The following is a 14,039-nucleotide window of genomic DNA, read 5'->3' as shown; positions in this document are numbered from 1 at the left end:
CAGCAGCACCGGCCGGTCCGCACCGGTGCCGACCGCGGCGGCGACCGCGTCGCCGAGCAGCCGGCCCAGCGGCCGGCCCAGCCCGTGCCGCCCCCGTTCCTTGTACGCCAGCAGCAACTCCCGCAGCACCCCCGCGTACTCACCCAACGCCACGCAGGGCGGCAGGTCCGGCGGGGCCGGCTCGGGGCGTACCGGCCGGGGACGCAGCCGCTGCACCTCGTCGGCGCACCGGCCGCACACACCGAACCGCAGCCGGCCGCCGGTGCGGCGGCAACCGGCGCACTCCGCCGGCAGCACCAGGTCGGCCAGCGCCGACCAGACGTCGCCCACCACCGCCGCAGGTCAGTACAGGAAGAACGGGGCGGTCGGATTGGCGGTCGAGTTCTCCGGCTCCTCGGTCCCGCTCGGCTCCACCCCTTCGATCTCCTCCGGCCGGATCTGCTCGCTCGGCTCGAACAGGTCGTACGGCACACCGTTGGCGACGTACATCCGGGCACCGACCGTGCCGCCGCCGACCGGGTTCGCTGGATAGCCGGCCAGGTGGGTCACGCTCGCCCCGCCGAGGTCCCGCAGCGAACTGGTCTCGATCGCGCCGTCCACCGTCACGTCGTACAGGCTGACCCGCCCGTCAGGGTTCGTGCCGGCCGCCACCAGCAGCGTCTCGGCCACCCAGTCGACCTGGGTGAGGTCGGACAGTGAGGTCGGCACCCGGCGGGGTGGCAGCACCTCGAGCTTGCCGCCCCGGCTCAGCGCGGCCACGTACAGCCGGCCGTCGACCACCAACGCGATCCGGTGACCGTCCGGGGCCGCCCCGACCGACTGCACCTCGCCCGTCACCCCGGGCAGCGTGACCTGTTCGACCGCACCGCTGCCGACCCTGAACGAGAACAGCCCGCCGTCCGCGACGACGAGACCCGCGTCACCTGGTGCCTTGAGCCAGACCGGCCGGCCGATGTCGTCGAAGGTCCGGGTGCTGGCGTCGAAGCTGGTACCGGCCCCGGTCGCCGCGCCGACGATCAGCCGCTGGGCACCGCCGTCGGCCACCGCGAGAGCCGCGTACGTGCCACCACCGGCCTGGGTGAAACCGGCGGTGACCACGTTCTGGTTGACCTCCTCGGTGAGCACCGGGATCGGCTCGCCGGAGCGCGCCGAGCTGCGCAGCCGGTGCACCCGGCCCTGGTAGACGGTGAACCGTTCGGGCGTCTCGGGCAGCGCCTGGGTGCCGTTCATCGCCAGCAGGTCGGCACCCGGGTAGACCTTCGGGGTCTGTCCCTGGATGGTCAGCTCCAGGTCGTTGTCGAACTCCGGCCACAGCGACCACATCAGCTGGCCGGCCAGTCGGTCGAGTTCGCGTTCGTCGGCGAACGGGGTCGCGTCGGCGATCAACGTGACCTTCAGCCGGTCCCCGGTGTCGGGCACGTTGCCGCCCGAGCGGATACCGCTCGGCAGCGCCTGCACCGCCGAGGCTAGCCAGCTCGACGGCCCGCCGATCAGCATGTCCAGCAGGACGGTGCGCTGGCGTTCCAACGGCACCGCCACCGGCAGGTAGCGCAGATCCGGCACCAGCGCCCGTTCGCTGGTGTCCCAGAAGTAGATGGTGCGCTGCAGGTAGAACGTGTTCAACGCATCCACGCTGAGCAGCAACGCCGCCGGCGGGTTGAGGACGAACTTGCCCGTCTCACCGGCGACCGACCCGACCTGGAAGGTGTACTCGGTGAACTCCGGCTCCTGGGCGGGCAGCGGCTCCAACGCCCCGTTCGGCCGCAGCAGGCCCAGCTGCTGGACGTCGAGCGCCACCTCCTCCACCCCGGCCTCGGCCCGGGTGATCTGCGGACGTTCCCGCAGTCGGACCACGGTCAGCGCGACCTCAGGGTTGGGATCGCGGATGTCCGCGCGGTCCTGTGGCGCGACGTACTCACGTACCTGTTCCACTGCCCGTTCCGCCTCCACGGCGGCGGCCTGCAGGAAGTTGACGACGAACGCCTCGGTGTTGTTGCGTTCGTCGAGCCGCGACGCCGGCGTCTGGGCCCCGCCGCCACCGGTCGGCAGGCCGGGTGCCGGACCCTGTCCGTCGACCCGAACGTCGGTGTTCTCCGGAATGCCGCACCCGGCGAGCAGCACCCCGGCGAGCACCGGCAGCAGCGCCAGTCGACGCCACCGGCGGGTCACGGTGCCGCTCCGGTCGCGGCCACGCCGCCACTGGCCCGGTCGTCGGAGCCGACGCTCTGCTCCGGGAGGACCACCATCGTGCCGACCGGTTCGGCGCCGGGCGGAGCGGGCTGCGTCGGCGCCCGCCACGGCTCGTCCGGATCGGCACCGTCCGACCCGCCGTCCGACGGCCGGCGGTCCTCCGGAACCAGCCGCAGCGGTGACGAGGCGAGCCGGTCACCGGCCCGGGCCGGCAGGGTGAGCCGGAACTGCGCACCCTCGCCAGGCGCGCCCCACGCTTCCAGCCAGCCGCCGTGCAGCCGGGCGTCCTCCACGCTGATCGACAGGCCGAGGCCGGTCCCACCGGTCTGCCGGGCACGGGACGGATCCGCCCGCCAGAAGCGGTTGAACACCAACTTGTCCTCCCCGGCGCGCAGGCCGACCCCATGATCGCGTACGGTCACCGCGACTGCCGCGTCATCGACGCCGAGAGTGACCACCACCGGCCGGCCCTCGCCGTGCTCGACGGCGTTGCCGACCAGGTTGCGCAGCACCCGCTCGACCCGACGGGGATCCACCTCGGCGATCACCGGCGTCGCGGGCAGTCGCAGCTCGATCCGCACGCCGAGCCGTGCGGCCAGCCCGTCGAGCCGGTCGGCGACCCGGCGGACCACCGACACCAGATCGGTCGGCTCGGCGTCCAGCACGGCGAACCCGGCATCGAACCGGCTGATCTCCAGCAAATCGGTGAGCAGGCTCTCGAACCGGTCCAGCTCGGTCTGCAGCAGCTCGGCGCTGCGGGCCGCCGCCGGGTCGAAGCCGTCCCGCTCGGCGAAGAGCAGATCGGCGGCCATCCGTACGGTGGTCAGGGGGGTGCGCAGCTCGTGCGACACGTCGGAGGTGAACCGACGCTGCAGCCGGGACATCTCCTCCAGCCGGGTGATCTGCCGCTGCAGGTTGGTCGCCATCTGGTTGAACGAGGCGGCCAGCATGGCCAGGTCGTCCTCGCCGTCGACCACCATCCGTTGGTCCAGCAGCCCGGCGGAGAGTCGCTGCGCGGTGCGCGCGGCCACCCGTACCGGCGTGACGACCAGCCTGGTGACCAGCGCGGCCAGCAGGCCGAGCAGCATCACCAGGGCCAGTCCGGTGATGAGCACGGTCGCCCGGATCTGGTTGGCGGCCTGATCCTGGGTGGTCAGCGGCACCAGGTAGTAGAGCTCGACCTGACCGAACTTGGTCGGCACCGGGGAGCCGTAGACCAGGTACTTGAGCCGCCCCTCGCCGAGGTCACCGGTGCGGATCTGATGCGCCTGGGCACCGGAGCCGACGTGCCGGGCCAGTTCGTCGCTGATCATGCCGGACGCGTCCACCGCCGGCGAGGTCGCCGACTGGATCAGTGGGTAGCCGCTCGCCGCCATCACCACGACCACCCCACCCACCTGGTCGGGGTCGCCGCCGGCCAGGGTGCTGACGGTCAGCTCGAAGGTCACCCGGACCTGCGGGTCGAAGTACTGCGGATGCACGCTCATCTGCTCGGCGGCGTAGTCCCGCCCGTGGGTGAGCCGCCGCTGCACGTCCTCCCGGGCCCGGTCCAGCAGGATGTTGGTGCTCTGCGACGCCACCATGTACGCGAACCCGCCGACCAGCAGGCCGGACGCGACCAGGGTGATGGTCACCACCCGCAGCTGCAGGGACCTGCGCCACATCCGCTGGGCTCCGCTGGTCACCGGCCGGGTCCGGGCCAGCAGCAGATCCCGCGCCGGGCGCAGTGCGCCACTGACACGGGAGGACAGGTCGGACACGGTGCGGGATCGGCCAGCCACAGTACGGACCAGGCTAGCCGGTGCCCGCCTTGTAGCCCACGCCCCGAACGGTGAGGATGATTTCGGGTCGCTCCGGATCCGGCTCGATCTTGGCGCGCAGCCGCTGCACGTGCACGTTCACCAGCCGGGTGTCGGCCGCGTGCCGGTAACCCCAGACCTGCTCCAGAAGCACCTCACGGGTGAACACCTGGCGCGGTTTGCGGGCCAGCGCGACCAGCAGGTCGAACTCCAGTGGGGTCAGCTTCACCTCCGCACCGTCGCGGCTGACGGTGTGCGCCGGCACGTCGATGGTGATCTGGTTCCCCGGTGGCCCGATGGTGAGCAGTTCGGGCGCGACGTCCTCGCCCCGGCGCAGCCGGGCCCGCATCCGGGCGACCAGCTCCTTGGGCTTGAACGGCTTCACCACGTAGTCGTCGGCGCCGGACTCCAGGCCGAGCACGACGTCGACGGTGTCGCTCTTGGCGGTGAGCATGACGATCGGGATGCCCGATTCGGAGCGGATCGCCCGACAGACGTCGATCCCGCTCATCCCGGGCAGCATCAGGTCGAGCAGCACGATGTCCGGCCGGTTGTCCCGGAACGCGGCGAGCGCCCGCTCACCGTCGGCAACGAACGACGGCAGGAAGCCCTCGCTGCGCAGCACGATACCCATCATCTCCGCCAGGGCGGGATCGTCATCGACAACCAGCACGCGGGCTCTCATGTGACCAATATTCCATCCCGGTTCCAGCGGTGGGGGACCGCCACCCGGCCGGGCTGGTGGCAGCGCCACCGGCCCGGTCGTGACATCCCCCCATAGTCGCGACATTCCGGACGCCGCGCCGCCCTACAGCGGCTGACGGCGATCCGCGTGCCACGATGGTAGGCCAGCGTCCCGTCCGAACCATCGACCACCTCGTCACCAGGAGTCCGCGTGGATCACGCCGGCCCGCCCGACGTGCTGCCGCTGCGCCCGCTCACCACGGGCGAACTGCTGGACGCAGCCGTGGGTCTGCTCCGCGGCCACGCGCCCGTCCTGTTGACCGTCGGCGCCGTACTCGCTCTCGGTGAGCAACTGCTGCTGCTCCCACTGCGCGAGGCGGCCGGAGCCACCGCCCCCGGGTACCTGCCGAGCTGGAACCGGCTCGGCCTCTACTGGCTGCTGCTCGCCGCCGGGGCAGCCCTCGAAGTGACGGCGATCGCCCTGCTCAGCGGCCTCACCTCGCGGGCTGCCGGAGCGGCGCTGTCCGGTCGGCGCAGCACCGGGGCCCGGCTGCTCGACCCGCGCGGCGGCCGGTTCGCCGCAGTCGTGCTGGTCGCCTGGGCGGCCGGCACCATCATGTTCACCGCCGCGCTCGCCGGACCGGTCTGGTTCATCGGATACGCGGTCCTCGGGCTGGCGGTCCCGGCCGTGGTGCTGGACCGGGTGCCGGTCTGGCAGTCGCTGGCCCGGTCCGCCGCGCTCGCCACCCGCGCCGGGCTGCGCGCCGGGCTGATCCGCGTCCTGGGCTACCTGATCTGGTTCGTCATCCGCGCCGGCCTGGCGATCGGCGCGGTGAACCTGGTCGACCGGGACGCGGCGTGGCTCGCCGTCGCGACCGTCGCCGGCTGGACCCTTCTCAACGCGGTCGGCTACCCGGCACTCGCCTGCCTGGACGCCGTCCTGCACGTGGAGACGCGGATGCGTACCGAAGGACTGGACATCCGCCTGCGGCGAGCGTCGACCCCGACGAGCACCTTCCGGGCCGCAGCGTCGGTGAGACCGGACGCCGGTTTGCCGGTTGCTGGCGGGTGATCGCGACCGTGAGCCGCTGGTGGACCGAGTTCGTCGCCGCCGTCGGCGACGTCGTCCCGCTGCCCCTTGCCACAGTGCTGCTGATGGCCGGCGCCGCGTTGGTCGCCCTCGGATGGTTCCACTGGCCCCGCTGGTGGCCACGGCGCCGGCCCGGTCCATGGGGCTGGCTGGGCCGGCCGGGCCTAACCGACCGGCTGCGCCGGCTGGGCCGCTGGCGGCCGGCACCGCCCGGCCTGCCCCGCTGGCTGGCCGCGTTCGATCCGCGCCGCTGGCTGGCCGCGTTCGATCCACGCCGCTGGCGGCGCCGGACGGCGACCGCCGGCGGCGATCGCCCCGGTGGTTCGCCGGTGCCGCCGCCCCGGTCGACCGACGTTCCGGCCGCACTCGCCGACCGGTACGCCGACCAGGGCCGGTACGCCGAGGCGGTCCGGGAACGGTTGCGCGCGATGGTCGTGGAGGTCACCGACCACGGGGTGCTCACCGACCGCCCCAGCTGGACCGTCACCGAACTCGCCGACGTGGCCGGGCGGACCGAGCCGGCCGCCCACCCCGTGCTGACCGAGGCCGGCGACATCTTCAGCGACGTGTGGTACGGAGAGCAGCCGGCACTGCCCGGCCACGACCGGCGGATGCGCGAACTCGCCGGCCAGCTGCGTCAGGCACTCGACCAGGACCGTCGGCCCGCCGGCCAGCGACCGGGCCGGCGACGGTGACCCGGCCCGGTGTCCGCCGCCCACGGCTGCAACAGCGGCGGTGGCGGTGGCTGCGGATCGCGATCCCGTTCACGGTGGTCGGCGTACTGCTCGTCGGCACCGCCGTGGCGTACCAGCTGACCCACCCGGACCCGACCCGGCCCGGCTTCCTCTCCCCGACCAACCACGGCCCGGACGGCGGCAGCGACCTCGCCGCCGCGTTGCGCGACGACGGTATCGCCGTCCACTCCGCCGACGGGACCGTCGACGCGATCCGCGCCGCGCTGACCGGGCCCACCACGCTGTTCGTTCCCGCGCCGACCCTGGTGCATCCGGACTACCTGCGGGCGCTCGGTCGGATGCCGGCCGGGACCCGGGTGCTGCTGGTCGACCCGCCGGCCCGGCTGCTGCGCGGCGAGCCGCTGCCGGTTGACAGCCGTACCCGGCGCTGGGCGGCCCGGGTCGACGGTCCGGACCATGACGGCCGGCCGTGCGCACTGCCCGAGGTGGCCGGCACCGGACCGGCGGCGGCCGTACGGCAGCGTTACGCTGCCCCGCCCGGAATCGACCCGGACCGGTTCGACCTGTGTTTCGATGCCGGCCTGGCCCGGCTCGACTGGGGGCAGGCCGAGCTGGTGGTGGTCGGGGCGAGCGACCCGTTCCGCAACGACCGGTTCGACGAGCACCGCAACGCGCGGTTCGCCGCCCAGCTGCTCGGCACCCGGGCGCAGGTGGTCTGGCTCGACCTCGCCCACCCGGACACCCCACCGGAGCCCGGGGAGCCGGTGCAGCAGCCGTCGATCCACCTCGGCGAGGACGATCCGAGCGCCGGCCCGCGGGTCAGCGCCCAGCCGACCGGGCAACCGCAGGGACCCGTGGCCAGCGAGGTCCGGCCGTCGCAGGACACCCTGCTGGACGCCTTTCCGCCGTGGTTCTGGGCGTCGCTCGCCCAGCTGGCCGTCGCCGCCCTGGTACTGGTGCTGTGGCGGGCCCGCCGGTTCGGTCCACCGGTGTATGAGGCGCTGCCGGTGACAGTTCCGGTTGCCGAGACGATGCTGGGCCGAGGGCAGCTCTACCGGCGGTCCCGGGAACGGGCCCCCACCACGGGTATCCTGCGTACCGCCGCGCTGGCCCGACTCGTCCCGATGCTGGATCTGCCGGATCAACCCCAACCGGCGGACGTCGTGGCGGCGGTCGCCGACCGGACCGGGGCGTCCGCCGAGCAGATCGACGCGTTGCTGTACGGGCCGCCGCCCACCACCGACGGCGACCTGCTGCACCTGGCCCGGCGGCTGGCCGCCCTGCCCACCGAGGTCGCCGGTCCGGCCAACCGCATCGAACCGGCAGCCGGGCCGGTCCGGACACCGTCCGACGGGCCGGTGGCTCCGGCACCCCGGTCCCCATCCGCGATCGAAGGAGAACCCTGGTGACCCGACCCAGCGTGACCGGTCCGGCGGACGCCGCACCCGCCGACCACGACGCGGCCCGTGACGCGCTACGCCGGCTGCGTGCCGAGGTCGCCAAGGCCGTGGTCGGGCAGGACGCCGTGGTCACCGGTCTGGTCATCGCGCTGCTCTGCCGTGGGCACGTGCTGCTGGAAGGCGTACCCGGCGTCGCCAAGACGCTGCTGGTACGCGCGTTCGCCGCAGCGCTGGATCTGGACGCCAAGCGGGTGCAGTTCACCCCGGACCTGATGCCGGGCGACGTCACCGGGTCACTCATCTTCGATCCACGGAGTGCCGCGTTCACCTTCCGGGAAGGCCCGGTCTTCACCAACCTGCTGCTCGCCGACGAGATCAACCGGACACCACCGAAGACGCAGTCGGCCCTGCTCGAGGTGATGGAGGAGCACCAGGTCTCGGTGGAAGGGGTCCGCCGGCCGCTGCCGGCACCGTTCATCGTGGCCGCCACCCAGAACCCGATCGAGTACGAGGGCACCTACCCGTTGCCGGAGGCGCAGCTCGACCGGTTCCTGCTCAAGCTGTCCGTACCGCTGCCCAGCCGGAACGAGGAACTGGGCGTGCTGCGGGCCCACCACGCCGGCTTCGATCCGGCGGACCTGGCCGCCGCCGGGGTGCGCCCGGTCGCCGGGGCGGCCGACCTGGCCGCGGCCCGCCGGGCCATCGGGCAGGTACGGGTCAGCGAAGAGGTGTTCGGCTACATCGTGGACCTGTGCCGGGCCACCCGGACGGCTCCCGCGCTGGCGCTCGGTGCCTCACCGCGGGGCACCACCGCGCTGCTCAACACTGCCAAGGCGTGGGGGTGGCTGGCCGGCCGCGACTACGTCACACCGGACGACGTGAAGGCGGTCACCCGGGCCACCCTGCGGCACCGGATCCGGCTCCGGCCGGAGGCGGAACTGGAGGGGGTCATCGAGGACGCCGTACTCGAATCGGTGCTCGGCGCCGTCCCGACGCCACGGTGACCGGGCCGGAGGTGCCGCCGGCCGGGGCCGGACGGCCGCCGTGCTGACCTGGCGGGCGGCGGTGCTGCTCGGGGCCGGCGCGGTGACTCTGCCGTGGTGGCCGCGGCCATGGCTGGGTCTGGTGGTCGTCACCGGATCGGTGGCCCTGCTCTCGCTGATCGACCTGGCGTGGGCCGCCCCACTGAGCGCCCTGGAACTGCGCCGCGACGGCGACCGGACCAGCTGGTTCGGCACTGCGGCGACAGTGACGTTGCGGCTGCGCAACGGCTCCCGACGGCGACTGCGGGCCGAGGTCCGCGACGCCTGGACCCCGTCGGCCGGCGCCGCCCCCGCCGAGAGCATCGTCGCCGATCCCGCCGGCACCGATCCGGCCGATCGCGCCTCCACCGCCGCTTACCCCGCCGGCACCATCGGCGGTGGGCCCGTCTGGCGGGTACGGCTGGCACCGGGAGCCACCGCCGCAATGCCCGCCGTACTCAGCCCGACCCGTTGCGGCGACCGGCGCGCCGTCGAGGTGACCGTCCGGTCCACCGGCCCACTCGGGCTGGCGTTCCGGCAGCGACGCCGGCGGCCGTCCACCCCGCAATGGACGCTGCGGGTGCTGCCCCGCTTCAACTCCCGGCGGCTGTTGCCGGAGAAGCTGGCCCGGCTGCGGGTGATCGACGGCATGCGGGCGACCCGGGGACGGGGGCAGGGCACCGAGTTCGACAACCTGCGCGAGTACGTGGTCGGCGACGACGTACGGTCGATCGACTGGCGGGCCAGCGCCCGGCGCTCCGACGTACTGGTCCGGACCTGGCGCCCGGAGCGGGACCGGCGGGTGGTGTTCGTCCTGGACACCGGGCGCACGTCGGCGGTCCGCGTCGGCGACCAGCCCCGGCTGGACGTGGCGGTCGACGCCGCGCTGCTGCTGGCCACGCTGGCGCACCGGGCCGGTGACCGGTTCGACCTGCTGGCGGTGGACACGAAGGTCCGGGCGCGGATCTGGGGTGCGAGCCGCCAGACCCTGCTGCCCCGGTTGGTCGCCGAACTGGCGGCGCTGCAACCGACGCTGGTGGAGACGGACCACGAGCTGATGGTCGGTGAAGTGCTCCGCCGGGAGACTCGCCGGTCCCTGGTGGTGCTCTGCACCGCGCTGGAGCCGGCGGCGCTCGGCGACGGACTGCTGCCGGTACTGCCCCGGCTCGTCGCCCGACACCAGGTCGTGGTGGCCGCAGTCGGGGATCCGGCGGTGCCGGCCGTCGCAAACGGGCCGGTACGCGACGTCGCCGACGCGTACCTGGCCGCCTCCGCAGCACAGACCAGGGCCGAGCGGGACCGGGTCGGTGGTGCGCTGCGTCGGCACGGTGTTCCGGTGCTGGACGCGGCCGCGCCGAGCTTCGCCGACCGGCTCGCAGACCTCTACCTTCAGCTGAAACTGCTCGGCCGGCTCTGAACCGGGCCCCCGTCGACGGTCCGGGTCGGGGCTTGATCGGCGTGGTGCCGGGCCGGGTCGGCGGGGTGCCGGGAGCCGAGGATGAGGACGTAGCCGAGGAAGGCGAGCCAGGCGGCGAAACCGATCGCGACCCGCAGCCAGGTCGGCAGCGGTGCCGGGGTGACGAAGGCCTCGATCAGCCCGGCCACCGCGAACAGCAGCACCAGCCCGAGCGCCACCAGTACGCCGGAGAGCCCGGCCTCGGCGACCGCCCGGCCCCGGGTCAGGTGCGCCGGCGGCGCGATCCACGCCCCGCCGATCCGCAGCCCCACGCCGGCAGCGATGAAGACGCCGGTCAACTCCAGCAGACCGTGCGGCGTGACCAGTCCGAAGAAGACATCCGCCCGGTCGTACGAGATCATCACCCCACCGGTGACCCCGAGATTCAGCGCGTTCACCCAGAGTAGGTAGAGCACCGGGACCACCAGTACGCCCGCGGCCAGGCACTGCGCGGCGAGCCAGGCGTTGTGCGCCCACAACTGGGCGGCGAAGTTCGGTGCCGCGTACCGGGTGTAGTAGCCGGCGAAGCTCGACTCGGCGAGCTCAGCGGCGGCCTGGTCACCGATCAGCAGCCGGGCGCTGTCCGGATTGCCGGCCACCCACCACATCAGAAAACCGGTGAGCGTGCAGAAAGCGACCGCCACCGCCGCCCACCAGGGCGCCGCCTGGAACACCGCCCGGGGGAACCCGACGCTGAAGAACCGGCCGACCCGGGCCCAGGAGAATCCCCGGCCCCGGGTGAGCCGAGCGCGGGCCGCCAGCACCAGCCGGGACAGCCGGGCGACCAGCGCCGGGTCCGGCGAGCGGCTGCGGACCGCCGACAGGTGGGTGGCGGTCCGCTGGTAGAGCGCGACCAGCTCGTCCACCTCGGCGACGGTTAGTCGCCGGGCACGCACGAGCTGTTCCAGTCGTCGCCACTGGGGCCCGTGCTCCGCCACGTACGCGTCGAGGTCCACGGTCACCTCCCGTCCCATAGTGTTCACTGGCAGGGTGGCCATGCAGACAACCGGGGGCGGCAGGCTGGTCAGCGGCGAAGCTGTCGAGGTGGAGGTACGGCTGGCCCGGCTCGGCTCGCGGCTACTGGCCCTGCTCGTCGACCTCGCCGTGCAGGCGCTGATCGCGGTGGTGCTGGCGGTCCTGGCCGGGCTGCTGCTCGCGTCGATGCGCGCGTCCATCGAAGTCGACGAGGCGCTCGGGCAGGCGCTACTCACGGTCGGCGCCGTCCTGGTGCTGGTCGGCTACCCGGTGCTGTGCGAGACGCTGAACGCCGGCCGTACCGTCGGCAAACTGGCGGTCGGCATCCGGGTGGTACGCGACGACGGCAGCCCGCCACGTTTCCGACACTCGCTGGCCCGCGCTCTGGTCGGCGTGGCCGCGGAGTGGCCCGGACTGCTGCTGCCGCCGCTCACCTGGCTGGCCAGCCTGGTGACACTGGTGACCAACCGGGACGGCAAACGCATCGGGGACCTGGCCGCCGGCACGATCGTGGTGCACGACCGGGCACCGGCGGCTTGGGGGTGGGTGCCGGACATGCCGCCGGTGCTCGCCGGTTGGGCCCGTACCCTCGACCTGAGCCGCCTCGACGACGACCTCGCGCTGGACGTACGGCATCTGCTCGCCCGGGGCCACGGGTTCGCCGAACCGGCCCGCTCCGACCTGGTCCGGTTGGTGACCGAACAGGTCGCGGCAGTGGTCACTCCCCCGCCGCCGGCCGGTGTCCCGCACTGGGCCTACCTGGCGGCGGTTCTCGCCGAACGCCGTCGCCGGTCGGCGCAGCGGCTGGCCCGGACCAGGGCGGTGACCGCCGTGCTCTGGCCGGAACTCGCCGCGGTGAGTCCGGCGCGGACGAGCGCCCTGCGTCCGGCGGCGCCGGTCCGGACCGCTGCACCCGAGCCGGTCCGGACCGCTGCGCCCGGGCCGGTTGCGCCGGCGCAGCGGGACGGACCGGACTGGCCGCGCGGCAGCTGGCCGCGGCCGCCCTGGCTGGGCCCGACGGCGGAGCAGCCGGACTGGACCGGGGTACGCCGTCCACCGGTCGCCAGCACGCTGCGCGCCTCCGACGCGCCATCGGACCGAGAACGGCCGTCCGGATCCGCACTGTCGTGAACCGGTTTGCGGCTGGCCAAGTGTGGCAGCATCGGTGCCGTGAAGGCATTCCTCCCGTGGTTGGTCGTCCTTGCCCTGGTGATCCTGTTGAACGCGGTCGGGTTACGCCCGTTGGCCACCGCGCTGGCACTCGGTTGGCTGGCGTACTGCATCTGGACCTGGGTACGACCGGGCAGCCGCTCCCAGGGTTGACCTCCGCCGACACGCCACGAATCGGTAATTTCCGGATTAGCTTGACAGCCTGGCTACTCACTGCGAATCTATGACTACGTCGCGTCACGATGATCGTCACGCTGACGCGCGGGGGAACCAAACCGGGGGGATGCGCGGGGCGGCTGTCGGTGAGCGGAGCGGACGCTCACCCGGCCGCCCCGCGTGCTTGTCCGCCAGCAGCCGGCTCGGCCGGCTAGCCGGCTGAGGCGACCGAGGCGACGAAGGCCGTACCAGCGCCGGAGACCACCAACGGCGTCCCGCCCGCCGGCCCCACCGCCGCCTGCCCTGCCCGGACCGGCACCGCCGCCACACCGTCGTCGACGGCGACCTCACCCGCGACGCAGAGCACCACCCGGGGACCTTCGACCGGCACCGACACCTGCCGCGCCCCCGCGTCGAGCACAACCCGGTGCAGCGCGAACTCGGTGGCCGGCGCCGGCCAGGTGACCACCCCGGTGTCCACCGGCCGGGCGCGTACCACCGGGTCGTCGAGCACCTCGAAGCGCAACACCCGCAGCAACTCCGCGACGTCAACGTGCTTGGGGGTCAACCCACCGCGCAGCACATTGTCGCTGGCCGCCATGATCTCCACGCCGGCACCCCGCAGGTACGCGTGCAGGTTGCCGGCCGGCATCCAGATCGCCTCCCCCGGAGCCAGGGTGACCTGGTTGAGCAGCAGCGCCACCAGCACCCCGGGGTCGGCCGGATAGTGTCCGGCCAACCGGCGCAGCAGCGCCGCGTCGGCGGCGTACCGCGTCGGCAGTCGGTCGGCACCCGCCACCGCCGCCGCGACCAGAGCCGGTCGTTGCGGCCGCGGCCACCGCAGCAGCCGCTCCAACGCCTCCGGCAGCCCGTCCGGGCCGACCCGCAACGCCTTGGTCACCGGCTCCAACTCGTCGACACCCAACGCCGCCAGCACCTCGGCGGAGAGCTGCGGCACCCGGAAGCCGCAGAGCGCATCGAACTCGCTGAGCGCCACCAGCAGCTCCGGCTTGTGGTGCGGGTCGACGTAGTTACGCCCCGCCGAGGTGGCCGGCAGCTTCGACTGCGCGGCGTACCCGGCGCGGGCCTGCGCCGCGTCCGGATGCGCCTGCAACGACAGCGGCGTCTCGGCGGCCAGCACCTTCATCAGGTACGGCAGCCGCCCGTCGAACCGGGTCGCGGTCGGCTCGCCCAGCCAGCCCACCGGATCCTGGTCGATCAGCTCCGGCAGCCCGACCAGCGCCGCGCCCCGTCGCACCTGGGACGGCGCGCCGGGGTGGGCACCCAGCCAGAGCTCCGCCTCCGGCCCGGGTGCCGGAGCCGGGCGCCCCTGCAGCTGCGCGATGACGGTCCGCGACCCCCAGGCATAGTCCCGGATCCGGCCGGTCAACAGTTCCACGAC

12 protein-coding genes and 1 pseudogene are annotated in these 14,039 nt (G+C 73.6%); 7 read left to right on the top strand and 6 right to left on the bottom strand.

Going from position 1 to position 14,039, the window contains the following annotated elements:
• From ACXAHD_RS03890 to mtrA, 4 genes and pseudogenes are all read right to left on the bottom strand, one after another.
• A pseudogene (locus tag ACXAHD_RS03890) lies at positions 1-333 on the bottom strand (ComF family protein); the annotation flags it as partial.
• 9 nt (positions 334-342) lie between these two features.
• Positions 343-2,169 carry an LpqB family beta-propeller domain-containing protein gene (locus tag ACXAHD_RS03885; protein ID WP_281551701.1) on the bottom strand — a complete coding sequence of 609 codons (1,827 nt, stop codon included), beginning with the start codon at positions 2,167-2,169 and terminating at the stop codon, positions 343-345.
• Positions 2,166-3,854 carry an MtrAB system histidine kinase MtrB gene (mtrB, locus tag ACXAHD_RS03880; protein WP_281555706.1) on the bottom strand — a complete coding sequence of 563 codons (1,689 nt, stop codon included), beginning with the start codon at positions 3,852-3,854 and terminating at the stop codon, positions 2,166-2,168. Before mtrB ends, ACXAHD_RS03885 begins: the two co-directional genes overlap by 4 nt.
• Positions 3,855-3,984: 130 nt before the next feature.
• Positions 3,985-4,674: an MtrAB system response regulator MtrA gene (gene mtrA, locus ACXAHD_RS03875; RefSeq protein WP_281551702.1), complete on the bottom strand. Its 690-nt coding sequence runs from the start codon at positions 4,672-4,674 to the stop codon at positions 3,985-3,987.
• A 210-nt stretch (positions 4,675-4,884) separates the two neighbouring features.
• Here mtrA and ACXAHD_RS03870 point away from each other — a divergent pair, with 210 nt between their 5' ends.
• Genes ACXAHD_RS03870 through ACXAHD_RS03850 form a run of 5 tightly spaced genes read left to right on the top strand, consistent with a single transcriptional unit; the run spans position 4,885 to position 10,297 of the window.
• Positions 4,885-5,745 (top strand): hypothetical protein, encoded by an 861-nt coding sequence (locus ACXAHD_RS03870; protein WP_281551703.1) that lies wholly within the window; start codon positions 4,885-4,887, stop codon positions 5,743-5,745.
• Positions 5,742-6,458, top strand: coding sequence for a DUF4129 domain-containing protein (locus ACXAHD_RS03865; RefSeq protein WP_281551704.1), 717 nt, complete (start codon positions 5,742-5,744; stop codon positions 6,456-6,458). Before ACXAHD_RS03870 ends, ACXAHD_RS03865 begins: the two co-directional genes overlap by 4 nt.
• The gene (locus tag ACXAHD_RS03860; protein WP_281551705.1) at positions 6,455-7,867 is read left to right on the top strand and encodes a DUF4350 domain-containing protein; all 1,413 of its coding nucleotides are present in this window, start codon (positions 6,455-6,457) and stop codon (positions 7,865-7,867) included. Before ACXAHD_RS03865 ends, ACXAHD_RS03860 begins: the two co-directional genes overlap by 4 nt.
• A gap of 11 nt (positions 7,868-7,878) precedes the next feature.
• A complete protein-coding gene (locus ACXAHD_RS03855; protein ID WP_475048636.1) occupies positions 7,879-8,862 on the top strand; it encodes an AAA family ATPase in 984 nt (327 codons plus the stop codon).
• Positions 8,863-8,905: 43 nt separating this feature from the next.
• Positions 8,906-10,297, top strand: a complete 1,392-nt coding sequence (locus tag ACXAHD_RS03850) for a DUF58 domain-containing protein (protein WP_475048634.1) — start codon at positions 8,906-8,908, stop codon at positions 10,295-10,297.
• Here the strand turns inward: ACXAHD_RS03850 and ACXAHD_RS03845 are convergent.
• On the bottom strand, positions 10,270-11,310 hold the full coding sequence (locus ACXAHD_RS03845) for a stage II sporulation protein M (RefSeq protein ID WP_281567509.1): 1,041 nt from the start codon (positions 11,308-11,310) through the stop codon (positions 10,270-10,272). The genes ACXAHD_RS03850 and ACXAHD_RS03845 overlap by 28 nt on opposite strands.
• A gap of 22 nt (positions 11,311-11,332) precedes the next feature.
• Here ACXAHD_RS03845 and ACXAHD_RS03840 point away from each other — a divergent pair, with 22 nt between their 5' ends.
• Complete coding sequence (locus ACXAHD_RS03840) at positions 11,333-12,442, top strand: RDD family protein (protein ID WP_281555708.1); 1,110 nt, start codon at positions 11,333-11,335, stop codon at positions 12,440-12,442.
• 39 nt (positions 12,443-12,481) lie between these two features.
• Complete coding sequence (locus tag ACXAHD_RS03835) at positions 12,482-12,634, top strand: hypothetical protein (RefSeq protein ID WP_278173964.1); 153 nt, start codon at positions 12,482-12,484, stop codon at positions 12,632-12,634.
• A 214-nt stretch (positions 12,635-12,848) separates the two neighbouring features.
• On the opposite strand, the gene manA is transcribed toward ACXAHD_RS03835, so the two are convergent.
• Positions 12,849-14,036, bottom strand: a complete 1,188-nt coding sequence (gene manA / locus ACXAHD_RS03830; protein ID WP_281551708.1) for a mannose-6-phosphate isomerase, class I — start codon at positions 14,034-14,036, stop codon at positions 12,849-12,851.
• Between the last annotated feature and the right edge of the window lie 3 nt (positions 14,037-14,039).

This window comes from Micromonospora sp. ABR4_055, assembly GCF_056160425.1.
This window is presented reverse-complemented; position numbering and strand designations above follow the sequence as displayed.